23 protein-coding genes are annotated in these 24,685 nt (G+C 65.3%); 13 read left to right on the forward strand and 10 right to left on the reverse strand.

Translation table 11 applies throughout. The features are described 5' to 3' along the window. The first annotated feature begins 79 nt into the window (after positions 1–79). Positions 80–1,000 carry a LysR substrate-binding domain-containing protein gene (locus GOQ09_RS21595; RefSeq protein WP_157615567.1) on the forward strand — a complete coding sequence of 307 codons (921 nt, stop codon included), beginning with the start codon at positions 80–82 and terminating at the stop codon, positions 998–1,000. A gap of 14 nt (positions 1,001–1,014) precedes the next feature. Here GOQ09_RS21595 and GOQ09_RS21600 read toward each other — a convergent pair whose 3' ends face one another. The 3 genes from GOQ09_RS21600 to GOQ09_RS21610 form a co-directional block, all read right to left on the reverse strand. Continuing rightward, positions 1,015–1,728 carry a hypothetical protein gene (locus tag GOQ09_RS21600; RefSeq protein WP_242630908.1) on the reverse strand — a complete coding sequence of 238 codons (714 nt, stop codon included), beginning with the start codon at positions 1,726–1,728 and terminating at the stop codon, positions 1,015–1,017. Between the two features lie 80 nt (positions 1,729–1,808). Further along, positions 1,809–2,813, reverse strand: a complete 1,005-nt coding sequence (locus tag GOQ09_RS21605; RefSeq protein WP_157615569.1) for a response regulator transcription factor — start codon at positions 2,811–2,813, stop codon at positions 1,809–1,811. 23 nt (positions 2,814–2,836) lie between these two features. Beyond that, a complete protein-coding gene (locus GOQ09_RS21610; protein WP_157615571.1) occupies positions 2,837–6,466 on the reverse strand; it encodes an ATP-binding protein in 3,630 nt (1,209 codons plus the stop codon). 105 nt (positions 6,467–6,571) lie between these two features. Here GOQ09_RS21610 and GOQ09_RS21615 point away from each other — a divergent pair, with 105 nt between their 5' ends. The 12 genes from GOQ09_RS21615 to GOQ09_RS21670 all read left to right on the forward strand — a co-directional run bounded on the left by GOQ09_RS21615 (position 6,572) and on the right by GOQ09_RS21670 (position 15,962). Further along, on the forward strand, positions 6,572–6,874 hold the full coding sequence (locus GOQ09_RS21615; protein WP_015867014.1) for an urease subunit gamma: 303 nt from the start codon (positions 6,572–6,574) through the stop codon (positions 6,872–6,874). A gap of 28 nt (positions 6,875–6,902) precedes the next feature. Beyond that, on the forward strand, positions 6,903–7,502 hold the full coding sequence (locus GOQ09_RS21620) for a HupE/UreJ family protein (RefSeq protein ID WP_157615573.1): 600 nt from the start codon (positions 6,903–6,905) through the stop codon (positions 7,500–7,502). A gap of 19 nt (positions 7,503–7,521) precedes the next feature. Further along, positions 7,522–7,827 (forward strand): urease subunit beta, encoded by a 306-nt coding sequence (locus tag GOQ09_RS21625; RefSeq protein ID WP_157615575.1) that lies wholly within the window; start codon positions 7,522–7,524, stop codon positions 7,825–7,827. A 3-nt stretch (positions 7,828–7,830) separates the two neighbouring features. Beyond that, a complete protein-coding gene (ureC, locus tag GOQ09_RS21630) occupies positions 7,831–9,573 on the forward strand; it encodes an urease subunit alpha (RefSeq protein ID WP_157615577.1) in 1,743 nt (580 codons plus the stop codon). Between the two features lie 109 nt (positions 9,574–9,682). Then, positions 9,683–10,261 (forward strand): urease accessory protein UreE, encoded by a 579-nt coding sequence (gene ureE / locus GOQ09_RS21635; RefSeq protein ID WP_157615579.1) that lies wholly within the window; start codon positions 9,683–9,685, stop codon positions 10,259–10,261. A gap of 64 nt (positions 10,262–10,325) precedes the next feature. Continuing rightward, positions 10,326–10,997 (forward strand): urease accessory protein UreF, encoded by a 672-nt coding sequence (locus GOQ09_RS21640; RefSeq protein ID WP_157615581.1) that lies wholly within the window; start codon positions 10,326–10,328, stop codon positions 10,995–10,997. Positions 10,998–11,015: 18 nt separating this feature from the next. Then, positions 11,016–11,666 carry an urease accessory protein UreG gene (gene ureG / locus GOQ09_RS21645; protein WP_157615584.1) on the forward strand — a complete coding sequence of 217 codons (651 nt, stop codon included), beginning with the start codon at positions 11,016–11,018 and terminating at the stop codon, positions 11,664–11,666. Positions 11,667–11,819: 153 nt separating this feature from the next. Beyond that, positions 11,820–12,320, forward strand: a complete 501-nt coding sequence (locus GOQ09_RS21650; protein ID WP_157615586.1) for a pyridoxamine 5'-phosphate oxidase family protein — start codon at positions 11,820–11,822, stop codon at positions 12,318–12,320. 137 nt (positions 12,321–12,457) lie between these two features. Further along, the gene (locus GOQ09_RS21655; RefSeq protein ID WP_157615587.1) at positions 12,458–12,904 is read left to right on the forward strand and encodes a universal stress protein; all 447 of its coding nucleotides are present in this window, start codon (positions 12,458–12,460) and stop codon (positions 12,902–12,904) included. Between the two features lie 221 nt (positions 12,905–13,125). Beyond that, positions 13,126–15,132 (forward strand): AsmA family protein, encoded by a 2,007-nt coding sequence (locus GOQ09_RS21660; RefSeq protein WP_157615589.1) that lies wholly within the window; start codon positions 13,126–13,128, stop codon positions 15,130–15,132. A gap of 182 nt (positions 15,133–15,314) precedes the next feature. Beyond that, complete coding sequence (locus tag GOQ09_RS21665; RefSeq protein WP_157615591.1) at positions 15,315–15,545, forward strand: hypothetical protein; 231 nt, start codon at positions 15,315–15,317, stop codon at positions 15,543–15,545. Positions 15,546–15,680: 135 nt separating this feature from the next. Continuing rightward, on the forward strand, positions 15,681–15,962 hold the full coding sequence (locus GOQ09_RS21670) for an HU family DNA-binding protein (protein WP_126747002.1): 282 nt from the start codon (positions 15,681–15,683) through the stop codon (positions 15,960–15,962). A gap of 113 nt (positions 15,963–16,075) precedes the next feature. Here GOQ09_RS21670 and GOQ09_RS21675 read toward each other — a convergent pair whose 3' ends face one another. From GOQ09_RS21675 to GOQ09_RS21705, 7 genes are all read right to left on the reverse strand, one after another. Beyond that, a complete protein-coding gene (locus GOQ09_RS21675; protein WP_242630909.1) occupies positions 16,076–16,765 on the reverse strand; it encodes a L,D-transpeptidase in 690 nt (229 codons plus the stop codon). A gap of 42 nt (positions 16,766–16,807) precedes the next feature. Continuing rightward, on the reverse strand, positions 16,808–17,185 hold the full coding sequence (locus tag GOQ09_RS21680) for a hypothetical protein (protein WP_157615593.1): 378 nt from the start codon (positions 17,183–17,185) through the stop codon (positions 16,808–16,810). 173 nt (positions 17,186–17,358) lie between these two features. Next, positions 17,359–20,757, reverse strand: a complete 3,399-nt coding sequence (locus GOQ09_RS21685; protein ID WP_157615594.1) for an efflux transporter outer membrane subunit — start codon at positions 20,755–20,757, stop codon at positions 17,359–17,361. After that, the gene (locus tag GOQ09_RS21690; RefSeq protein ID WP_157615596.1) at positions 20,745–22,064 is read right to left on the reverse strand and encodes a hypothetical protein; all 1,320 of its coding nucleotides are present in this window, start codon (positions 22,062–22,064) and stop codon (positions 20,745–20,747) included. The genes GOQ09_RS21685 and GOQ09_RS21690 overlap by 13 nt, the downstream gene beginning before the upstream one ends. Positions 22,065–22,105: 41 nt before the next feature. Then, complete coding sequence (locus GOQ09_RS21695; protein WP_157615598.1) at positions 22,106–23,410, reverse strand: HlyD family efflux transporter periplasmic adaptor subunit; 1,305 nt, start codon at positions 23,408–23,410, stop codon at positions 22,106–22,108. A gap of 493 nt (positions 23,411–23,903) precedes the next feature. Beyond that, entirely contained in the window at positions 23,904–24,050 is a 147-nt protein-coding gene (locus GOQ09_RS21700) for a hypothetical protein (protein WP_157615600.1), read from the reverse strand. A gap of 13 nt (positions 24,051–24,063) precedes the next feature. After that, positions 24,064–24,354, reverse strand: coding sequence for a winged helix-turn-helix domain-containing protein (locus GOQ09_RS21705; protein WP_157615602.1), 291 nt, complete (start codon positions 24,352–24,354; stop codon positions 24,064–24,066). Between the last annotated feature and the right edge of the window lie 331 nt (positions 24,355–24,685).

Consider the following 24,685-nt stretch of genomic DNA (forward strand, 5'->3'; position numbering starts at 1 on the left):
GGAAGTCGTGCCGAAATCTTAGGCATCTGCAAATAAAATCATCTAGCTTGAAATACTCAAGCGATAAGAAAACTTATCGATGCGCTTCACCGAAATAGAAACATTCCGGGCCCTGATGCGCGCCGGCTCTACCCGCAAGGCCGCTGCGTTGCTGCATGTGACGCAGCCCGCCATCAGCCAGTCGCTCAAGCGGCTCGAGGCCCAGGCCGGCATGGTCCTGTTCCAGCGCACCGGGGGCCGGCTGGTGCCCACGCCCGAGGCGCGCGCGCTGTTGACGGAGGTGGAGCGGGTCTTCATCGGCATGGAAGCCATCGAGCACCGCATGCGCAGCCTGCGCGACTTCGGCACCAACCAGCTTGAACTCAGCTGCTATCCGGCTTTTGGGCTGGGCTTCATGCCGCGTGCGCTGGAGCGCCTGAAGGCGCAGCGCGGCGACAGCCCGTGGCCGCAGGTGTCGTTGCAGGTTCTCAGCTCCAAGGACGTGCGCGACCGCGTGGCCAAGGGCATTTCAGACTTCGGCCTGATGGCCGACGAACTGTCGCTTGAAGGCATCGACCACTCGACCTTCGCGCGCTTTCCCGGGGTGGTCGTGATGCCGCAGGGCCATGCGCTGGCCCGTTTCAAGCGCATCGAGCCCGAGCAGCTCGCGCAAGCGCCTTTCCTGGCGCTGAACCCCGAGGACCCTTCGCACCGCGGCCTCGAAGCCGCACTTGCCGAACGCGGCGTCCCGCTCCGGGTGATGGTGCAAACGCCCTACGCGGCCAGCGTGTGCGAAATGGCCCTGCGCGGCTTGGGCGTGGGACTCGTCAACCCGATCACCGCGCTCGACTACGCCGAACGCGGCCTCGTGGTGCGCCGGCTCTCGGTCGACGTGTTCTTTTCATGCGTGCTGGCCATGCCCGCAGGCAAGGTGCTTTCGACCACCGCCCGCGACTTTCTTTCGCTCATGCGCCAGCAGTTGGCGGAAGACGAGAAACGCATCCAGCGCTACCTGCGCTGATCCCCGCGGCCTACTTACTTCCAGCCGAACTCTTGGTTCAGCCCCACGACGAAGCCGTTCACGCCGCGGGAGCCTGCCCCAGTACGCGAAGCGCTCACATCCAGGCTGATCAGCGGCGTGAGGCCGAAGCGCCAACCGATGCGTGAAGTCCACACGCCCGATGCGCGGCTGCGCTCTGCAATCAGCGAGACCTTTTCATCGAGCGCCCACTCCGCCGCCAAACCGCCGCGCGGCGTTCGGGCGCCGGTGCCCGTGGCCCAGTCGGCACCGATGTTGGCGTGAACCTGCAGGCGGTCCAGCGGGCGCCACGTGACCGGCAGCACCAGTTGCCCGCCGGCACGGCCGCCGCGCGTCACGTCGAACACGGCACCGAGCGAAATTGCCGCGCTCAGCGGCGCATCGGCCGCCGGCCCGAAGAAGTTCCATTTGAGCTGCGGCCCCACGGTGACCGAATGCACGCCCTCCACCGAGAACCGGTCGATGTTCAGCCCCAGTTCGACAGGCCCGACGCGGCAGGACGGGCCGGCGTGCAGCACCGTCACCGGTTCCGGGCCGGTACGGCCCCACCAGGCTTCGTACTGGCATCGGCCCGCGTCGAGAGTGCCGGCATCGTCGATGTCGAAATGGCCGCCGGCCTGGGCACCCGCGCTTGCCAGGGCGCAGGCGGCCAGGGGCAACCACGCGAGCCGGGGCCATTGAATCGTTGTTGTGAGTCTGTTCTTCTTCATCGCCTGCATCCCGGGGATCGGGCATTCTAGGGACGATGAAAGTGGCCGCGGCGACGCGGCAGCGCCCCGGGCAGATTGCCTCAGATCTCGAACTGCGGCTGCAGCTCGCGGATGCGTTTGATGGCTACCCCGGCGGCGGCCGTGCGCGTCTCCACGCCGAGCTTCACGTACACCCGCTCCAGGTGCTTCTTGGCCGTGGCGGGGCTGCTGCCGAGGATCTCGCCGATGTCCTTGTTGGTCTTGCCTTTCACCACCCAATAGAGCACCTCGGCCTCGCGTGCCGTGAGCTTCAGGCTCAGGCTCATGGCCTCGATCACGCCCGTGTCCGAGATCTCGCGCATGACGATCATCCATTCGTCGCCGTCCTCGTCCTGCCCTGTTTGCCGGTGCAGCCGAAGACTGAGACTGCTTGCACCTTGCACCACCGAAAGCGCCGGCGGCTCGATGCCCTGTTGCCGGGCATCGGGCGCATGGCGTCGCAGCCATTCCAGTATGGCCGGCGGTGTTTCGGGCGCACGGGTGTCGCAGTAGCGCTGCAGCAGGTCGCGCGCGAGCGCCGTCTGCCAGATCAGCCTGCCCTCGGGCAGCCGCACGGTAATGCTGGCGTAGCCGAAGGCGTCGAGCGCATTGCGCGCCTGGCCGGCCTGGCGTGCGTCCTGCCGGGCGCGGCGGGCGCCCTGCAGGTGCACGTTCATGCGCGCCAGCACTTCCTTTGGCTTGATCGGCTTGGTGACGTAGTCGACCCCACCCGCCTCGAGCGCGGCCACCAGGTGCTCGGTTTCGGTGAGCCCGGTCATGAACACGATGGGAATATGCGCCGTCGCGGCATCGGCCTTGAGGCGGCGCGCGACCTCGAAACCGTCGATGCCCGGCATCATCGCGTCGAGCAGCACGATGTCGGGGCGGGCCTGCGCGGCGCGCTGCAGCGCCTGTTCGCCGTTGGTGGCAATGAGCACCGTGTAGCCGGATTCATCGAGCGCGTCGTGCAGCACCGCGAGGTTGTCGGGCACGTCGTCGACGATCAGCACCAGGTCGCTGTTGGCGCCCTGTTCGCGCAACGTTTTCGCAAGCGGTGTGGTTTCCATGGGGTTGATGTCCGCCGCGATTTTCAGGCCGCGCTCACGGCCGCGGCCAGCGCGCGGCTCATGGCCTCGAACTGGAACTGACGGGCGAGCACGCGCTGCGCCTCGGTCCATGCCCTGCATTCGGGCTCTTCGGCGTCGATCTCGTCGAGCTGGTTCATGATGCCGCGAAAGTAGCCCAGGCTTACGGCTTCGTCGAGTGCGCGCAGCCGCGAAAGCGAAGGCGCCTGCACGGCGCGCGGCGCGGCGGCGGGCAACGGCTTGGCGGCCGTGTCCGTCCATTGCAGGCCGAGCCGCCGTTCGAGCCAATCGAGCAGCTCTGAGTGCCGCACCGGCTTGACGAAGAAATCTTCGGGGGCAATGCCCACATCGTTCTCCAGCCCCTTGTCGAAGGCATTGGCCGAGACGATGGCCACCGGCGCATCGACCAGGCCCAGCTTGCGCGCACGGCGGATCGTCTCCCATCCGTCGATGCCCGGCATGGCCAGGTCGATGAACATCGCGTCCGGCCGGTAGCCGGCTGCGATGAGGTCGAGCGCGTCGTGCCCGCTTGCGGCGGTGCGCAGGCCAAAGCCGAGCGGCGCCAGCACATGGCCGAGCAGATCGCGGTCGGCCTCTTCGTTGTCGACCACCAGCAGTTGCCGCCGGCGCCCTTCATAGCCGCGCCGCGCGCGCTGCACCTGCGCCGGCTGGCCCGTCGCGCCCGCAGTCTCGTGCACGCGCGGCAGGAAAAGCCGCACGCGGAACAGCGAGCCCTCCCCCGGCGTGCTGCGCACCTTCATCTCGCCGCCCATCAGGTCGGTCAGCATCTTGGCGATGGTGAGACCCAGCCCGGCGCCGGGCGTCGCAGCAGCTGCCGCATCGCCGCGCGTAAAAGGCTCGAAGATCCGCTCGATGTCCTCGGCCGTCATGCCTGGCCCGGTGTCTTCTATTTCGACCGACGCGAACTCGCGTGCATAGGAAAGCCGCAGCGTCACCTCACCTGCCGCCGTGAACTTGATGGCATTGCCCAGCAGGTTGATAAGAATCTGGCACACCCGCTTTTCATCGGCGCGCACCACCTCGGGCAAGGTGCCTGTCGTCTCGAAGCGGAACCGCAGGCCCTTCTCGGCCGCCTGCAGCTCGAACATGTCCGCCAGCTCGCGCAGGGTGTCCGCAAAGCGCATGGGCCGGGCGTGCAGCGTGAGCTTGCCGGCCTCGATGTGCGCAATGGCCAGCGTGCCCTCGATGAGCGACAGCAGATGCTCGCCGCCCCGCTTGATCACCGCCACCGCCTGCTGGCGGTGCGGCGGCACCGATGCGTCTTCGCCCATGAGCTGCGCGTAGCCAAGAATGCTGTTGAGCGGCGTACGCAGCTCGTGGCTGATGGCGCTGATATAGCGGCTCTTGGCCTGGTTGGCCTGGTCCGCGGCGCGCCGCGCTTGCTCCGCCGCGAGCTTGGCCTGCTCGGCCACCTCGCGCGCCTCTTCCGCCGTTTGCTTGGCGGACTGCAGCGCCCGGTCGGTGGCGCGGTGCAGCTCGATCTCGCGCATCAGCAAGTGGGTCTGGCGGTTCGATTCTTCTTGCGCCACCTTGCGGCTCTGGTGCGCCAGCACCAGCCACCAGGCCACGACGCCGGCAATGACCAGCAGCGCCATGTACGCCTTCAGAAAGCCAGAGCGCAGCGACGAACGCTGCACCCCGGCCAGCGCTTCGGCCAGTTCCGATTGCGATGCGAGCTGCAGTGCGCTTTCGCCCAATGCGCGCAGCTCCTGCTGGTAGAGCACGCCGAACACCACCGCCAGCACCGGCACGATGATCAGCATCAGCAGCAGAAAATGTCCAAGCCCCGTGTCCAGATAGCGCCAGCTGAGGCGCGGCAGCAGCCACCGCAGCGCCGACGACCATTGCGCCGAAAGGCTCGCATGCGGCTTGCACAAATCGCCGCAGCGCGCATCGAGCGTGCAGCACAGCGAGCAGATCGCCCCCTGGTAGGCCGGGCAATGGGCCATGTCCGGGCCTTCGTATTCGCGCTCGCAGATCACGCAGTGCTGCACCTTGAGGCGCTGGTAGCTGCCATCGGCGCCGCGCTCGTCCACGTCGTTCTCCACACGCGCCCACCGGACCGCGCGCGAGCCCGAGCCCGGTGCAAAAGGCACCGCGCCATGGCACACCGAACCCCGCGCCAGGTAGTACTTGCCGCCAGTGGCCCAGGCAATCAGCGGCGAAACCACCAGCGCCGTACCGAGCGCGATGAGCGCCGAAAAAGCCTGGGCCAGCGGCCCGAAGACACCGAGGTGCGCGGTGATGGAAAGCAGCGAAGCCAGCGCTATCGCCCCCACGCCCACCGGGTTGATGTCCCACAGGTGCGCCCGCTTGAACTCGATGCCCGGCGGCGAAAGGCCCAGCGGCTTGTTGATGACCAGGTCGGCCACCACGGCCATCATCCAGGCGATGGCGATGTTGGCGAACAGGCCGAGCACGTCGCCCAGCGCCTCGAACACGTTCATCTCCATCAGCATGAAGGCGATGAGCGCGTTGAACACCACCCAGACCACCCGCCCCGGGTGGCTGTGCGCCACGCGCGAGAAAAAATTGCTCCACGCCAGCGAACCCGCGTACGCGTTGGTCACGTTGATCTTGAGCTGCGAAATCACCACGAACAGCGCAGTTGCGGCCACGGCCCAGCCGTAGTTGGGAAACACGTATTCATAGGCCGCCAGGTACATCTGGTTGGGATCGACGGCGCGATCGACCGGCACCATGTGCGTGATGGCCAGGTAGGCCAGCAGCGCGCCGCCCAGCATCTTGAGCACCCCCAGCACCACCCAGCCCGGCCCGCCGGCCAGCACGCCCGCCCACCAGCGCCTGGCGCTCACGGCAGTGCGCGCGGGCATGAAGCGGAGGTAGTCGGCCTGCTCCCCCATTTGGGTGATCAACGCGATGCCGACGGTCAAGGCGGCGCCAAACAGGTGCAAATCGAAGCCCTTCGCACCCGCTTTCACACCGTTGTAGTGCACGATGCCGGCAAATGCACCAGGATCGCGCACCAATACAAAAACAAACGGAACCACCAGCATCACCAGCCACAGCGGCTGGGTCCAGAGCTGCAGCCGGCTGATGGCCGACACGCCGTGGGTGACCAGCGGAATCACCACCAGCGCGCACACCAGGTAGCCCCAGACCGGCGGCACGCCCAGCGCCAGCTCCAGCGCGTAGGCCATTACCGCCGCCTCGAGCGCGAAGAAGATGAAGGTGAACGAGGCGTAGATGAGCGATGTGAGCGTGGAGCCGATGTAGCCGAAGCCCGCGCCGCGCGTGAGCAGGTCCATGTCGACGCCGTAGCGCGCGGCATACACGCTGATTGGCAGGCCCGCCAGAAAGATGATGAGGCCGGTAACCAGGATGGCCCAGAACGCGTTGGCAAAGCCGTACTGCACCAGCAGCGTGGCGCCGACCGCCTCCAGGATGAGGAACGACGCCGCGCCGAAAGCCGTGTTGGCCACCCGCCATTCGGACCATTTGCGAAAGCGCTGCGGCGTGTAGCGCAGCGCGTAGTCCTCGAGTGTTTCGCTCGCCACCCAGCTGTTGTAGTCGCGCCGCACCTTGACGATGCGCTGCGGCGCGTCGTCGGGGTTGGAGGAAGTCTCGGCGGGGTTCACACCGTTTCGGTGCATCTTTCGTGCCACACATACGTCTTTTGGCGAACAGCGGCACGACTGTTGCAAAGCTGAAGCCTGCCCAATAATGGCCGACCTCCACGCATCCGACGCCGCCCCCTCATGGAACTGACCCCGCGCGAAAAAGACAAGCTGCTGATCTTCACCGCAGCATTGCTGGCCGAACGCCGCAAGGCGCGGGGCCTGAAGCTCAACTACCCGGAAGCCGTCGCGCTGATTTCCGCTGCCGTAATGGAAGGCGCGCGCGACGGAAAGAGCGTCGCGGCGCTCATGAGCGAAGGCCGCACCGTGCTCACCCGCGCCGACGTGATGGACGGCATCGCCGAGATGATTCCGGACATCCAGGTGGAAGCCACTTTCCCCGACGGCACCAAGCTGGTCACCGTCCACCAACCCATCGTCTGACCCTCCTCCAGAACAAGAAAGCCCTGTCATGCGCCACAACGCTTCCAAGACTCTTGCCCTCCTTGCCATGCTGCTGCCGCTCGCGGCCAGCGCCCACACCGGCGCCGACGGCGGCGTGCACCACGGTTTCGCCACCGGTTTTCTGCACCCGCTGACCGGCGCCGATCACCTGGCTGCCATGGTCGCGGTCGGCCTCTGGAGCGCGCTGGCCGCACGCCGTGCCTGGCCCGATCTGCTGTGGGCGCCGCTGGCTTTCGCGGGCATGCTGCTGGCCGGCGCGCTGATGGGGCTGGCGGGCATGCAGTTGCCGGCCGTCGAGCCGATGAGCGCGGCCTCGCTGCTGGTGCTGGGCCTGCTGGTGGCCACCCGCATCCACCTGCCTGCTGCGGCGGCTGCGGCGGTGGTCGGTGTGTTTGCCGTCTTCCACGGCGTGGCGCACGGCCAGGAACTCGCAAGCGAGCAAGGCGCGGCCCTGACGCTGGCCGGCATGGTGGCCGCCACCGTGCTGCTGCATCTCGCGGGCATCGGCATCGGCTGGGCGCTGCGCCATGCCAACGCGTGGCTGCCGCGCGCGGCAGGCGCCGCGGTGGTGGCGCTGGGCGCTGCGCTGCTCTCGCAGGCGGTCTGATCACAGTCGCCGCGACACCATGATCCCCGGAGAATTCATTACCGACGAGGGCGAGCACACGCTCAACCCCGGCCGCCGCACGCTCACGCTGGTGGTGCAGAACACCGCCGACCGGCCGATCCAGGTCGGTTCGCACTATCACTTTGCCGAGACCAACGGCGCGCTCGGCTTCGACCGCGAGGCCGCGCGCGGCATGCGGCTCAACATTGCCTCTGGCGCGGCGGTGCGATTCGAACCGGGCCAGCAGCGCACGGTGGAACTGGTCGATTTTTCGGGCGACCGCGTCGTCTACGGCTTTCGCGGCCTCGTTCAAGGAAAGCTCTAAGCCATGGCAACGATCGGAAGGCGTGCATACGCCGAGATATTCGGCCCGACCGTGGGCGACCGGGTTCGTCTTGCGGACACCGATCTGCTGATCGAGGTCGAGGCCGACTACACGCTGCGCGCCGGCGGCTACGGCGAAGAAGTGAAGTTCGGCGGCGGCAAGACCATTCGCGACGGCATGGCGCAGTCGCAGCGCACGCGCGACGGCAAGGGCACCGGACCGACCGCCGGCGGCGCCGTCGACACCGTGCTGACCAATGCGCTCATCCTGGACCACTGGGGCATCGTCAAGGCCGACATCGGCCTGAAGGGTGGCCGCATCGCCGCCATCGGCAAGGCCGGCAATCCCGACGTTCAGCCGGGCGTGGACATCGTCATCGGCCCGGGCACCGAGATCATCAGCTGCGAAGGCAACATCGTCACGGCCGGCGGCATCGACAGCCACATCCACTTCATCTGCCCGCAGCAGATCGAAGAAGCGCTTGCTTCGGGCGTGACCACCATGCTCGGCGGCGGTACCGGCCCCGCCACTGGCACCTTTGCAACCACCTCGACTCCCGGCCCTTGGCACATCGAGCGCATGCTCCAGGCGGCCGACGCGTTCCCCATGAACCTGGGCTTCCTGGGCAAAGGCAACGCCAGCCTGCCCGATGCGCTGCACGAGCAGATCGAAGCGGGGGTCATGGGCCTGAAACTGCACGAAGACTGGGGCACCACGCCCTCGGCCATCAGCAACTGCCTGGACGTGGCCGACGCCACCGACACGCAGGTGGCAATCCACAGCGACACGCTCAACGAATCGGGCTTTGTCGAGAACACCATTGCCGCCGTGGGCGGCCGTTCGATCTGCGCCTTTCACACCGAAGGCGCGGGCGGCGGCCATGCGCCGGACATCCTGCGCGTGGTGGGCGAAGAAAACTTTCTCCCATCTTCCACCAACCCCACCATGCCCTACACCGTGAACACGCTCGACGAACACGTCGACATGCTCATGGTGTGCCACCACCTGGACGCCGGCATTGCCGAAGACCTGGCCTTTGCCGAGTCGCGCATCCGCAAGGAAACCATTGCCGCCGAAGACGTGCTGCACGACCTGGGCGCCATCAGCATGTTCAGCTCCGACAGCCAGGCCATGGGCCGTGTGGGCGAGGTGGTGCTGCGCTGCTGGCAAACGGCGCACAAGATGAAGCTGCAGCGCGGCAAGCTGCCGGAAGACAACGAGCGCAACGACAACTTCCGCGCCAAGCGCTACGTGGCCAAGTACACGATCAACCCCGCCATTGCGCACGGCATTGCGCACGAGGTGGGCTCGCTCGAAGTCGGCAAGTGGGCCGACATCGTCATCTGGAAGGCCGCCTTCTTCGGCGTGAAGCCCTTCACCCTAATCAAGGGCGGCACCATTGCGATGGCAGCCATGGGCGACCCCAACGCGTCCATTCCCACGCCGCAGCCGGTGCACTATCGCCCGATGTTCGGCAGCTATGGCGGCTCGCTCGCCAAAAGCTCGCTGACCTTCGTCTCGCAGGCCGGCCTGGCCGCGGGCATCAAGGAACGCTACGGCCTGGCCAAGCACCTCAGCGCAGTAAAGAACATCCGCAACGTGCGCAAGAAAGACCTGATCCACAACAGCTACGCGCCGAAGATGGAGATCGATGCGCAGACCTATGCCGTGCGCGCCGACGGGCACTTGCTGACCTGCGACCCGGCGGTGCAGTTGCCGCTGACGCAGCGCTACTTCCTGTTCTGAGCGGAGCCCTCAGGGTCTTGCACAAGAGGCCCGGCGCCCGCTTGACAGGCTGCGTATCCTCGAAGGTATCCATCCTGTCGTTTCACGCCTTTGGCGTTCCATTCGCACCATGCTCACCGCCAACAAACTCATGCCCCAGGGCCGGGGCCTTGCGCCCGTGCTACTCAAGCGCGCCGCCACCATCGAACTCGACTGGGACGTGCGCCAGAAAAGCCGCTTCGACGCCACCGATTCGCACGGCCGGCAGATCGGCGTGTTTCTGCCGCGCGGCACCGCAGTGCGCGGCGGCGACGTGCTGGTGGCGGAAGACGGCTCGCTGGTTCGCGTGATCGCCGCGCCGCAGCCGGTGCTGCGCATCACGCATTGCACGGCCCACGGCACTCCGTTCGACCTGACGCGCGCGGCCTATCACCTGGGCAACCGGCATGTGCCGATCGAGCTCAAGCCCGACCACCTGAAGATCGAGCCCGACCATGTGCTGGCCGACATGCTGCGCTCGATGCACCTGATCGTCGTTGCGGTCGAGGAAGCTTTCGAGCCTGAAGGCGGCGCCTATGGGTCGCATGAGCATTCGCATGGCGGTGGGCACAGTCATGACCATGCGCATGATCATGGTCATTCGCATTCGAAGAGTCCGAAGCCGCTCGTGCTTGCACCTGAGTTGCTTGACGATCACGACCATGGGTGATTCAGGGCGCGCACCCGCCCCGAACAGAAGCGCCCCACAAAACAGCGCCAAGCACAGAGTTGACATGCCCGACGCACAAAGCCTCCTGCAGCTCATCTGGCTTGCCTCTCCCGCCCTCCCCGTAGGCGGCTTCTCCTATTCGGAAGGGGTTGAAGCAGCCGTCGAATGGGCCGGCATCGATTCAGAATCAAAAGCCATCGAGTGGCTCTCCGACCAGCTCTATCTGAGCTTCGCGCGCGGCGACCTTGCACTGGTAGCGCAAGCCATTCCGGCTTGGCGCGAAGGCGATTCAGCACGCATCCGGCAACTCAACGAGTGGGTGATGACCACTCGCGAATCGGCCGAGTTCTTTTTGCAGACTGAACAGATGGGCCGTTCCTTCGTCGAATGGCTCAAGCTGCACCACGACGACACCGCGGCCGTTTTTGCCGACCTGCCCGCGAGCTACCCCGTCGCCTTTGCCTTTGCCGCAAGCCGCACCGGTGCCTCAGTGCACGACGGCTGCCTTGCCTTCGCCTTCGGCTGGGCCGAGAACATGGTCGCCGCGGCAGTGAAAGCCGTTCCGCTCGGCCAAAGCGCGGGCCAGCGCATTCTTGCCCGCCTTGCGAACGAAATTCCGAACGCCGTCGAACGTGCCATGCAGCTCGGCGACCACGAGCGCCAGGCCTTCGCACCCCTCTTGGCCGTGCTGTCGGCACGCCATGAAACACAATACTCGCGCCTCTTCAGAAGCTGACCCAATCGGACCTTTGCCATGACCTCCGCCCTGCACCACATTCCTCATCGCACCAAGAAACTGCCTCCGCTGCGCGTGGGCATCGGCGGCCCCGTCGGCTCGGGCAAGACCACCCTGCTCGAAATGCTCTGCAAGGCTATGCGCGACAAGTACGACCTTGTCGCCATTACCAACGACATCTACACCAAGGAAGACCAGCGCCTGCTCACCGTGGCCGGCGCGTTGCCCGCCGAGCGCATCATGGGCGTGGAAACCGGCGGCTGCCCGCACACCGCCATCCGCGAAGATGCATCCATCAACCTGGAGGCCATCGACCGCATGCTCGAGGACTTTCCCGATGCCGACGTGGTGTTCGTCGAATCGGGCGGCGACAACCTTGCAGCCACCTTCAGCCCCGAGCTCTCGGACCTGACCATCTACGTGATCGACGTGGCGGCCGGCGAGAAGATTCCGCGCAAGGGCGGCCCCGGCATCACCAAGAGCGATTTGTTCGTCATCAACAAGACCGATCTCGCGCCGTACGTGGGCGCGAACCTCGACGTGATGGAGCAGGACACGCAGCGCATGCGCCGCCAGCGGCCGTACGTGATGACCAACCTCAAGACCCATACCGGCGTGGCCGAGGTGGTCGCCTTCATCGAGAAGCGCGGCATGCTCACCGCCGCCTGACCTCCGCGCGTCGTTGGTAGCCGTGCCGCGCCTTGCGTCGGCATCGGATGACACGCGCATGCGCCCAACTTCCTCATGGCGCCGGCTTTCGGCCGCCTACGGTGGTGCCTTCGATTTTCGACCACGTGACGAACAACGGAGAGCAAGCAAACCATGACCACCACCGACGAACACGCCAAGCTCTGGGACCTGATCAAGGACACCCGCTACGGCATGCTGACCCACCGCCACGACGACGGCCAGCTGCACAGCCATCCGCTCACCACACAGAGCAAGAACATCGACGAAGGCTCGACGCTCTACTTCTTCGTGCCCAAGAATGGCGACATCGCGCGCCATGTGGCAAGCGACCCCAGCGTGAACATCGCCTACGCCAACACCGACGACGACAGCTATGTGTCCGTGACGGGCCGCGCCACGCTGCGGGAAGACCAGGACAAGAAGGAAGCTCTTTTCAATCCCGCGGCCAAGGCTTGGTTTCCAGGCGGCGCGACCGATCCGAACCTGGCGCTGCTCGCGGTCGAGATCGTCGGCGCCGAATACTGGGACGTGAAGGAAAGCAAGATGGTGCAATTGCTGAAGATGGCCAAGGCGGCCATCACCGGCAATCAGCCGCCGTCGCTGGGCGAACACAAGAAGCTGGATCTCGGCTGAGAAGCGCGAAGAAGCGCCGCTAGTCCGGCGCTTGCGATTAGAGGCGGCCGCCCAGCTCCCTGCCTTGTAGGCCCGCTTGCCGGGTACTAGACTGGACTGTGAAGGCACCCGCAGTGCCGGGGGCCAAGGAGCAGGCCATGTACAAGCGCATCCTCGTCGCAACCGATGGCTCTTCACTCTCCGACAAAGCGGTCGATGCCGCCATCGACCTGGCCTTGCTGGCGCGGGCCGAACTGGTGAGCGTGACAGTCACGCACCTGCTGCCCTATGGCTACTTCGAAGGCTCGATGGTGATGAACCAGCGCGAAATCGAAGCCTCGCAGGAACAGGTGGATAACGACGCCCAGCGTCTGGTAGATGCGGTGCGGACCACCGCGGCGGCCAAGGGCGTGCGCAGCGCTCAGGCCATCGTGATCAAGTCCAACCAGGTGGCCGAGGCCATCATCTCGACGGCCAAGAACCAGCAATGCGATCTGATCGTGATGGCCTCGCACGGCCGGCGCAGCCTTGCGCGCCTGCTGATGGGAAGTGAAACGCTGCATGTACTGACGCACTCGCACATCCCGGTGCTTGTGCTGCGGTAGGGGCCGCTGCGTTTCTTCGGCAACAAAGCACAAGTTCACAGTTCGACTTGATCGTTTCCGGGCGATTGCCCGCACCGCTGATACCCTTGCCGCTCATGGCCATGCTGGCCGATCCAGGGAGCAGGTTTCACAAACCTCGCGAATGCGGCGCCGATTGAAGCCGCACTTCTCGCGCCGCTCTCCCGAGCCCGAACAATGGGCATCGTTTCAAGGGAGTCAGATTGAAATCATTATTCCCACGCATTGCCGCCTGGACCCTGCTTTTCCTGCTGGGCCTGGCGGCCATCGGCATCGCACTTGTCCTGTGCCTTGATTGGAATCGGGCACGGCCATGGATCAACCAACGCGTGAGCGAAGCGACTGGCCGCCCGTTTGCCATCCGTGGCGACCTGGTCTTGCAATGGAACAACCCGGAGACTGAAACAGGCTGGCGCCGTTGGGTGCCCTGGCCGAGGTTGAGCGCGCACGACATCACCCTGGGCAATGCCGATTGGAGCAAGACCGGTCCACACCTGGCGGAAATCAAGCAGCTGACTTTCTCGCTGAACCCGCTGCCGCTGCTGGATCACACGATCCGTATCCCCACGCTGGAACTCGCGGGCCCCGTTCTTTCGCTGGAACGCACCGCGGACGGCAAGAACAACTGGACGCTGGCTTCCGGCGACACAGCGCCGTCGGCGTGGAAGCTCGACTTGCAGCGGCTGGTGCTGAACCACGGCACGATAAAACTCGCCGATGCGCAGGCAAAGCTCAATCTCAAGATCGACGTCGAGAGCCTGCCGCGCGAGACCGCCGAAGGCTACGGCATCGGATGGAAGCTTGGCGGCACGTTCCGCCAGACACCTCTGCACGGAAGCGGCCGGGCCGGCGCGGTGCTGTCGCTCCAGCAGGACAAGAAGCCCTATCCGCTGCAGGCAGGCGTGCAGATCGGCACCACGCGCATCGACATCGCAGGCACGTTGACCAAGCCGGATGCGCTCGCTGCACTGGACCTGCGGCTGAAGCTCTCTGGCGCGAGCATGGCGCACCTATACCCGATCACGGGCATCACACTGCCCAACACACCGCCGTTCAGCACCGAAGGCCATCTGGTCGGCAAGCTCGACAAGGCCGGCGGGCGTTGGCTGTACGAACACTTCAAGGGCAGCGTGGGTGAAAGCGACATCGGCGGCACGCTCGAATACATTTCGCATCAGCCTCGTCCGCTGCTGCGCGGGCAGGTGCAATCCAACCAGTTGCGGCTGGAAGACCTGGCACCGCTGATCGGTGCGGACTCCAATGCCAACAAGGCCAAGCGAGGCGCCGCCGCCGTTCAGCCGACAGACAAAGTGCTGCCGGTGGAAAAGTTCGACACGGCAAGCTGGGGCAGCATCGACGCCGACGTGAAGTTTGCCGGCCGCAAGATCATCCACGCCAAGGACCTGCCCATCGACAGCCTGGTGGCCGATTTGCACCTGAAGGACAGCGTGCTGTCGCTCACGCCCTTGAGCTTTGGCGTGGCCGGCGGCAACCTGGCGGCCACCGTGAAGCTCGACGGCAGGCAAGACCCGATTCGCGCGGACGTGCGTTTTTCGGCACGCCGTTTGAAGATCAAGGAGCTTTTTCCAACGCTGAACACCATGCAAGCCAGCCTGGGCGAAGTCGGCGGCGATGCCGCGTTGTCCGCGGCCGGCAACTCGGTTGCGAGCTTGCTGGGCACTTCGAACGGCGAGGTGAAAGCGCTGGTCAGCAAGGGCACGATGAGCAAGTTCTTGCTCGAAGCCATGGGGCTGAACATCGGCAACGTGGTGGCAACCCAGATCTTCGGCGACAGGCAAGTTCAACTGAACTGCCTGGCAAGCGACTTCAAGGTGACGCAAGGCCTGATGCAAACGCGATCGTTTGTGCTGGACACCGATGAATCGATCATCAACGTGACAGGGCAAATCAACTTGTCCAGCGAGCAGCTTGCGCTGGAGATCCAGCCACGGAACAAGGCACTGCGCGTGCTTTCGCTGCGCTCGCCGCTTTACGTGAAAGGCAGTTTCAAGAACCCCGCTGTCGGCGTCGACAAGGCCGCGGTAGCGCTCAAGCTGGGTGCCGCCATCGCCTTGGGTGCCGTGGCTCCCGCCGCGGCATTGCTGCCACTGTTGAATGTGGGATCGGAGGAGTTTGCGGGCTGCGCGCCGCTCGAGGCCGCCGCAAGCGCAAAGCCGCAGGCGCCTTCGGCCAGGAGCCGCAAGCGCTGACAATGCATTGCTTTTATCTGACGGGGGTTCCGCTTGCGGCGGCTGACGCATGCGCTGCACGGCACGCCTCAGTTGCGCGATGCGATGCCAGTGCAAAGCAACGCGTTTCTGCTTCGCGCGCGAGTCCCTCGAGAGAGCGGCGCTCCTGCGCCGCGTCGACCTGGGACTGCACGAGCCATTTCATGAGCACTGCCATCACGATCAGCAGCCCGATAAGGGCTGCGGTGAGTGTGCTTTGCCAGTTCCGCTTGCGAAAGACCGAAGATGCCGAGTTGTTCATTGTGTGGGTACGCAAGCCGGCAACATCAGCAGTTGCCCATTTTTTGCTGGCCACGAAGATACTTGCTGTACCCGAATTGCTACAGGAATTGCTTCACGTTCCGAATCGGTTTACGTGGAGAAAACATAACTAGGGTACAACTCTGTCCAGTACGCCACACACCCGACCGCGAAGTTCTCGCCGTGCGGAAATTCGGCATTCGCATTCAGTCAAACTCGGGGGCTGTACCAGACTTTTTTCAACCGTTCTATTGAAAGGAACTCCTGTTTTGAACAAGACCGACCTCATTGCCGCAATCGCAGAAGACACCAACCTCAGCAAGGCCGACGCAGGCCGCGCATTCGACTCGGCGCTCGAGCATCTCTCGCGTGCCCTGGTGCGCGGAGAAACCGTTCAGCTGATCGGCTTCGGCACCTTTACCGTGGCGAGCCGCGCCGAGCGCCAGGGCCGCAACCCGTCGACCGGCGAAGCGATCACCATCAAGGCCAGCAAGAGCCCCAAGTTCGCCGCCGGCAAGGCGCTGAAGGACGCCATCAACCAGGTGGGCTGATCCATCGGGGCGCCGGCCCCGATCCAAGGCCGGCGATTCGCCGGTTCGAATACATCTTCGGGCCGGCGCGTCGACCTGCAACGCACCGCGCTGCATGAGGCCCGATACCAGTGTCAACCATCGCCTTCAGGCAAAAAGCTGAAATACGCGCGCGCAGGCTGCTTCTCGGGCAAGACGTAGACCACCCCACGCGCACTGCCGAACACCGGCTTCACATAGGTGTCGTAAAACGCCGTGGGCACATTGATGCAGCCGTAGGAAATGCGGTGATCTTCCGCATTTGCCGACGCAAGCCGCTCCAGCCGCCGCTCTGATTTGTTGTTCGTTCGAACGCGATGCATGGACACCGCCGCGCTGTAGTCCACCCAAACGATGTCTTCGCCTTGCAGGTTGATGCCAGGCTCCGAAAGAAAACGTCCGGCGGGTGTGGTGCGTTCATCAGGGCGTATGTCGGACAGCTTTCGCTCGCCGATGCCCGGCACCGATCCGTCTCCTTGCGCGAGCCCCAGCAGCACGGGCGATGCGCCTTGCAGGGTTCCCTCGGCACCAAAAACAAAGACGCGCGCGTTCATCTTGTCGACGATTGCGAAAGGAAGGCCTCGGTTGTCTTGCGTGCTGGTGGCTGCCTGCGCCAGCTGCCACACATCAGCTGATGCTTCGGTGCTTGCGAAGGCCTCGACAGCACCTGCTGCCGCATGAATGAAAGTGGCCCCACATGCAATCGCAAAAGACAGGAGCAGGGAGTTCTTCATGGGCAGCAGGAAAACATGGCACGAGAACCCGGCTCGAAGCGCGGCCGCCAAACAGCATTGGCGGCCGCGTTCAGGCGCCGGAGGCGCAGTCGATCAGCCTCGGTCGGCGCGGGCGCGGCGCACTTGCGGTGCGGGCGCCGGCTCGGGCGCGGGTGTGGGCATTGGTGCGGCAACAGGTGCCGGTGCCGGCGCCGCCACCATGCGCACCGGCTCGGGTGCGGGTGCCGGGGCAACCACGCGCACAGGTGCGGGCGCGGGTGCAGTGGGCGTTGCAACTTGCAGCGTCGTGCCGGTTTCGCCCATGGGGCCGCCTGTCTGGTTTTGTTGGCCGGCGGGCATGTACACGTTGCCCGAAACGGCAGGTGCGTCGCTCGTCGCCGTTTGTGCAACGCCTTGCGCCATTGCCGGCGCAATTGCAAAGGCCATGGCGGTGGTCACAAGAACGCGAGCGATCGAGTGCTGAATCTTCATTTGTAATCTCCCTGGAGTCTGATTTCGACCGGCAACCCGGGGGCGGATGCCCAGCGCGAGCGCAGTCTGCAATCAAGAACGCAGGGAGCGGCCCGAAGACGACAGCGCGCGGTCGACGATCCGCACAAGTCGTGAAATTTGACGCGCTTGCATGCGGCGCTGCTGCGACGCCATTACGCGCTGCGCCAGCCACCCCCAAGCGCTTTGTAAAGGTTCACCATGTTCACAGCCTGCTTGAGTTGCATCTCGATCAGCTGCTGTTGCTCCGAATAGAGCTCGCGCTGCGCGTCCTGGCTCGAAAAATAATCTTCCAGGCCGCCGCGGAATCGCGTGCGCGAAATGCTCGCCACCTTTTCGAGCGCCTGCACGCGGGCGTGCTGTGCCTCGAGTTGCGGGCGCATGTGGTCATCGGCAATCAGCGCATTGGCAGTCTCGCGGAACGCCACCTGCGCGGCGTACTCATACGATGCCATTGCAGCAGCCAGCCGCTCTTCGTTGCCGGTGATGTTCGCCGAGCGGCGGCCCCAATCGAAGATGGGCAGCGACACGCCCAGCACGCCGGCCCAGCTCCGATTGCCGCTGCTCAGCAGCGTCGACAAGTCTCCGCTGATGCCACCTGCCAATGCCGTGAGCGAAATGGTGGGCAGCATGGCGGCCTTTGCTGCCCCCACACCGGCATTGGCGGCCTCAACCCGTGAATAGGCCGCCAGAAGATCCGGGCGCCTTTGAAGCAGGCTGGACGGCAGGCCTGCCGCAACCGATGCCGTCGAGCTCTGAGGCCAGGGCCGTGCGCTGCCTGTGTCGGGCGGCACCGGTTGGCCGACCAGCACGTTCAGCCATTGCAGGTCTTGTGCAACGCGCATGCGGAATTCTTCTTGCCGCACCCGCGCGTTCTGCAGCAGCGACTGCGCGCGAAACACGTCGAGCTGCGCCGCACCGCCGGCCGCCTTGGCGCGGCCGATCATGTCGGCGTTGGAGGCCAGGCCGCTTTCGTTGGCATTTGCCAGCGCAAGCAATGCGCGGTCGGCGCGCAGCGTGAGATAGGCGTTCGACACCTCGCCCACCAGGTTCATGCGTGCCGCGGCAAAGTCCTTGTCGCCCGCCTCGGCCAACGCGCCGGCTTGCTGCGCCGTGCTCTGCTGGCGGCCGAAGAAGTCGAGCTCGTACGACGTGACGCCCGCCTGAATGTCGAAGCTGTTCGACACACGCCCGTCGGACGGCACATTGCCGACCGGGCTGAGCGAGCCCTGCGGCGTGGTTTGCGCGCGCTGCGCATGGCCCGACAAACCGATTTGCGGGAACAGCGAGGCGCGGCTACCCGCATACACGGCGCGCGCTTCGCGGGCCTTCGCGGCATAGGCGCGCAGGTCGCGGTTCTGGGTGAGCGCGGTGGCGATGAGCCCGCGCAGTTCTTCGTCTTGAACAAAGTTGCGCCATTCGACGGGCTCGGCATTGGGCGCCATGGTACCGGCGGGCCATTGCGACGGCAGCGCCAGGTCGGGCTGCTTCATGGGCGGCGTCAGGTTGCAGCCGCTCACCACCAGCACCACGCACACGGCCAGCAACATCAATATCAGCCGCAGGGACAAGCGCACGAAACCCGCTCCAGGCGCGCCGAAGCCCGCGCTCGCGAGCAAGGCCGAGGCCGCGCGCCATGGCCGCACCTGAACCGCGACGTGGCTCGGAGGCACGTTGAACACATGGCTCACCAGATGTTCGCGCTGCGCCTCGGTGCCGGCAAACCGCAGTTCGGCCCCAGCGGAGCTTTTGCCGGCAAGCTTCGCAGGCAACCAGCCGACCGGATCGATATACACCTCCAGCGGCTGCCCGATGTGCATGCGCTTGAGAGCGCGCGATTCGAGCAGTGCGCCGTCCGCGGCAATGTTGACGAAGCGCGAATCGCTTTCGCCCGCCGCTGTTCGCACGCGGGTGCGCGCGTGCCACGGAAAACGTTCTTCCTGGTCTGGCCGCGGCAGATCGATGCAGGCGATGAGCGCCGCCAGGCAAAGAATGAGCGCAATGCCGGTCCACACGAGGTTGAGCTCGTCGCCCGGCGTGAGCGCTTCACCGCTCAAGGCCACCGATGCGCCACCCAGCTGCAGCGCCACCAGCAGACCGCCGAAGACGGCCACCAGCTTCCAGTGCACCACGGTCTTGGAGCGGTCGAGCCCCTTGTTCGTTACCTTGAATGGGCGCCCGAATGGCCGCAGCATTGCGCTGGCGAGCGTGCCTGTTACCGCCATGGCGGCCACGAGCTGGCTCACCTCGCTGAACACCGGCAGGCAGCGCCGCTGGCTGATCCAATAGCTGTAGGCCCAGAACATCATGAGCGGCGGCAACCCGAACGAGGCAAAAGCTTGCGGCGTGGCGTGGAACACCGACACGCCCGCATACCAATAAAGCGCGGGCGCCAGCATGATCATTGCCATGAAGGGCTTGCCCAGCCAATGCAGCAGCCCGTGCAAGAAGTGCAGCCGCGCCGAGAAGCTGTAGCCCTTGCCGCGCAGCGGGCCGTTGGGCAGCAGCGCGAGTTGCACGGTGCCAAGGCACCAGCGGCTGCGCTGGTTGATGTAGTCGATGATGCTCTCGGCCGACAAGCCGTTCGACAGGCGCTCGCCCAGCCAGCGCGTGACGTGGCCCTTGCGCAGCAGCAGGTAGGTAGTGTGGATGTCTTCGCACACGCTGCCCACCGGAAAGCCGCCCGCCGCGGTGATCAGGTCGCGCCGCACGATGAACGAGGTGCCTACGCAAAAAGCCGAGTCCGCCGCGTCCTTGGCGGGTTGCAGCACGTCGAAGAACACGCGCTGCTCGTCGACCCAGCTGTCGGTCGCGCGCAGGTTGTGCTGGATGGGGTCGGCGTTGTAATAGAACTGCGGCGTTTGCACCAGCCCGACCTTGCGGTCCGCGAAGAGGCCGAGCATGCGATAGATGATTTGCCGCTGCGGCGCAAAGTCGGCGTCGAGCACCAGGATGTACGGCGCGTTGGTTACGCCCGCAGAAATGCTCAGCCCGTTGTTCATGTTGCCCGCCTTGGCGTGGCTGTTGTCGGGCCGGCGCGCGTAGTGCACGCCCTTGCGCTCGCAATAGTCGCGCAGCCAGTCGCGCCGGGTGTCATCGAGCACCCAGACGTTCACTCGCGGATAGTCGATGGCCTGCGCGGCGATGATGGTTTTTTCGAGCACCGCCAGTTCTTCGTTGTAGGTGCAGATGAACACGTCCACCGCCGGCACCTTGTCACCGCGGCGGCGCAACTCGGCCTCGCCCACGTCGGCCAGCGGCGTGTTGTCGCGCCGGCCCACCAGCATGTGAATGGACATCAGCGTGTAGACGATGGCCGTGAGCTCGAAGGCCAAAAAAACCCATGCAAACAGCGTTTCAAAGCCCAGGTCCGAAGGCGGCATGGTCGCCACCACGCGCCACACGGCATAGCGCATCAGCAGCAGCGCGGTGAGGGCGCCAAACACCATGCGATGGCTGGTGCGATCGACCCGCGCCAATGACATGAGGAGAAGCGCGAGGCCCGCAACAAGGGCGTTGAGCTGGAACTCCGGCGTAGCGATCAGGTTGGACATGATGGGATAGCTCCTGCGGCAATGGTCTTGCCGGTGAAGGGGTTGAAGCCGGTTGCGGCAAGCGCAATCCAGGCGGTAGCGCCCAAGTGGGGCCAGCGGTAGTAGTAAAAGTCGGCGCCCGTCGAATCCGGCCCTATGGCCAGGCCGGTGGAAATGCGGGTGCTCGGGGTTGCGTAATACAGGCCGTTGTCGGCACGCTGCGATGCAAGCAGCTGCCACAGCGCCTCGGGCGCCGTGCCCTTGCGCGCCACCAGCGTTGCGGCGGCCTGCGCGCTGCCCTCGGTCCAGATGCCGTCGGGGTTGCGCGAGAAACCGTATCCTTCGGCGAAGCGATGGTTCTTTTCGACCCAATCGAGCGCCCGGGTCCACACGCATGAACCTTCAGGCGCCGCCAGCACGGGCCACAGCTGTGCATCGAGGCCCGAGGCTTCGGTGGAGACGGTGGCACCGTCTTCTTTTGTGCCGATATTGAAGCGCTGCTCCTGCGCATTCCACATGCGGTTGACGAACTCGAGCGCGGTGCGCGCTTGCTGGCGCTCGGCTTCATTGGGCCCGCCCGCGCGCGCGGCCCAGGCTGCCGCCATGGCAATGTCGATGTTGTGCTCGGTGGACTTCCAGGTCTGCGCGCGCTGCGCGTTGTCCCAGCCGTACCAGCCGCCGTTGTAGCCGTCGGGCGCATTCTTGGCGCGCGTGCGCTGCTCGATCCAGCCCAGCAGCTTGCGCGCGCTGGCCAGGTAGGCCGGCGACCGCTCCGCCTCCGACAGGTTCAGCAGCAGCAAGGCGGCCCACGCCACGTTGCCGGTGGCGGTGCTCACCTGGTAGGCATCGGCAATCCATTGCTTCTTGCCCGCATCCCAGCGGCCCGGCAGCGCGGCCTTGTCTTCGGTCATGGGACCTGCGCGATAGGCGTTGCGCACGCGGCCGTCGGGCATGCCTGGGTCGCGCTCCATTGCGCGCACCACGGCATCGCCAATGCGCTTGGCCGAAGCCGTGTCGCCGCAGGCCAGCAGCGCAATGCCGGCCAGTGCGTTGTCGTAAGTGAAGGCTGCGCCGGCCAGCGCGGGCTCCAGCGGCGGGCCCTGCTTGTTGTCCGCAAGCCGGTAGCTGGCCAGAAACAGCGGCCCCGAGGCCGCGCCCTTCTGGTCTTCAGCCACCGCGCGGCGCAGCCCCTCGCAGCTTTGGCGCGCGAGCTGTTGCTGCGTGGCACCAGGCTTTTGCGCATGGGCCGCGGGCATCAGCAACATCGACACCATCGATGCGACGGCGCAATGCGCCAAGGTGCGCGGAATGGAGGAGAGAACCTGCATGGGCTTTTTTCGGTTGCCGGGCGGTGCATTTCTGCCTGCGCTCAAGATCTTTGAAGGGTGGCCGTCACCACCTTGCCGGGCGCGCACATGTTGCTGCCCCCGTCGGCCGGAGCGGCTGGCGCCTCTTTGCTTTCGATGCGCGCCACGGCGTAGAGGGAGCCCTGCTCCGCATAGGGGAACGGCACGCTGTAGGTGCTTTGCAGCTCTTCTGAAGCCACGGGCAGCAATTGCTCGACCCGCGCCGGCATCGACTTGGAGTTTTCGCCGATCTTCACGTCCAGCATGGAGCCGATGCCCAGCCGCTTGGCCACGCGCGCCGGAAACACCGCCACCACGCCAAGCCGGCTGCAGTCGGTTACGCGCACGAGCGAGGCACCGGCCGTAACGTAAGCGCCCTCAGGCGCGAGCACCGAGTGAACCTGCCCCGCCTGCGTGGCCTTGATCTCGTAGGAAGACAACTTTTCGACCCGGCGACGCTCTTCGTCTTCGAGCTGAATGACTTGCTTGAGCTGCTGGAGAATGGCCGCGCCGTCTTGCTGGGCGCGGCCCACGCTGTTGCGCAGCGCCTCGCGGCGGCTTGCCAGCGTCTGGAAAAGGCTGTTGCCGCTGGTGCCCACAAAAGCGCCCTGCCCCGCGCTTGCCACCGTTTGGGCCTGGCCGGCAAACGCCTGCTCTGCCACCGCCGCAGTGGCGCGCGCCGTGTTCAGCTGCGCCACCGATGCGTTCATCACCTGCTCGCTGATGGCGCCTTCCGCCAGCAAGGCCTGGTTGGTCTTGACCTTGTTTTCTTGCTCTTCGACCATGCTGTGCGCCGCGTCGCGCTGCCGGCGCGCAACCTGCCAGGCCTCCCAGGCCTGGGCCACCGAGGCCTGGCGGTGAACGTTGGCCTCCTGGCCAACGGACCTCATCTCCTGGTTGTCGGCCTTGAACTGGTTGCCGAGCTGCGCCAACTGGCTTTGCAGCGCCAGGTGCTGCGAGCGAAGCGTGGTCAGGATCTCCTGGTTGACCGTCGGGTTGCGCACCGTGGCCACCACCGTGCCGGGCTCCACCATGTCACGCGAATGCACCACCATTTGCGTGACCACGCCGTTGATGGGCGATGTGATCAACCCCACCGGCGCCTGCAGTACCGCGCGGGTGGCCTGCGAAGACAACAGCGGCTGAACCAGCGTTGAGACCATCAGCCACAGCACAAAGGCCAGCAGCACATAGCCAGCCAGCTTGGGAACGAAGGCGCCAGATTGCCCGCCCCGGCAGCCGCCCCGCCAAACGCGGCGCGCCCTGCTGCTGCCGGTGCGGCGCTGGCCGCGAAAGAAAACGAATGAAGGCAGTTTCGACACACGCATACCTCACCTCTTGATGCGAAGGCGTGCGCCGAAGCGACCGGCGCAACACTCGTGGATAAAAAGGGAACTTGCCTGAAGCTGGCGGAGCAGCCCGCCCCTTGAGGGCGCCTCCGCAATGCTGCAGTGCAATAAGAAGGTACGGTGATTGGCGGATTACCACTGCTTCCGTGAGCAACAAGATGTGCGGACTTCACATTCCCGCGACACATATCAGTCGAGCAAAGGTCCTACACGGCTGTCCGCTCCGGCAGCATTGACAACAAAAGGTCTCATACAACAGGCGACGTGCTTTTTCGCCAGAGGGGCCCCAGTAAGCCGGCAAGAGGAGCCCCGAATGGCAGTGCGCCCAAAAGTTCAACCGCCGGCATGTCACGGCCGTTTCGCGCAGCGTGGCGAAACATATCCGGTAACCAAGCTGATCCAAGTCTGACGGTTTTGGGCAACGCGGGGCGACTGGTCGCCCGTGGCAAATCCACTGAATAACAGAAAGAGCTCAGTTGACGATGCGCCCGGCACGGCGCGCCGAAAAAAGTGCGTATTCGCTCATGCGCTTGTCCGCCCTCCAGCGCTGGTCGCGCTCGATGTGGCTGAATCGCCCGCCCGGATCAGCCACGCTGGCGCGGCACATGGAAGATGGCAACCAGGCCTTCAGCTCAACACCAGCTCAGCGGCTGTGCCGTCAGCTTGTAATTGCGGCCGGAGAGCCGAAGCAACTTGAATTCGTTCTCGCGATCGAGGCTCAGACGCGTACGGATTTGCGACACGCACGTGGCAAGCGCGCGCGAGGGATCGGAGGCTCGGGAACTTCTCCAATACGAACTCAGCAGAAACTCCTGGGAGACGGCCTGCTCCAGGTTGCAGAAAAACGTAAAGGCGACGGCGAACTGCCGCGGGTGCAGGTGAAATCGCTGGCCTTTCACGAGAACAAGATTGCTGCCATTCAAAGCGAATTGATAGTCGCCCCAAGTCGCTGCCTGTATCAGACTGGGTCCGAACGTCCCTGCCGCAGAGGGCCCAGCGACGGAGCGATGCCCACAGATGTCCAGGAGACGCTGAAGCGTCTCGTTCTCGGTAGCACAAGCGTCCTGAATGGTGTTCTCCTTGGGGCCCACGTGCAAGCAGCAATGCGACGGTCTCTTCTCACGACCGATCGCCCCACAGGCTCGGCGGAAGGTCACAGCCGGCCCGCGTGTCCCGAGGTGCTCCCCGGGGCTCTCCTGTCAAAAGAAGCATGCAGGCCAGTTGCAATCGCCACGCCGCGCCAACTGAGGGTTG

Origin of the sequence: Variovorax paradoxus (assembly GCF_009755665.1) — a bacterium.
Taxonomy (GTDB): Bacteria; Pseudomonadota; Gammaproteobacteria; order Burkholderiales; family Burkholderiaceae_C; genus Variovorax; species Variovorax paradoxus_G.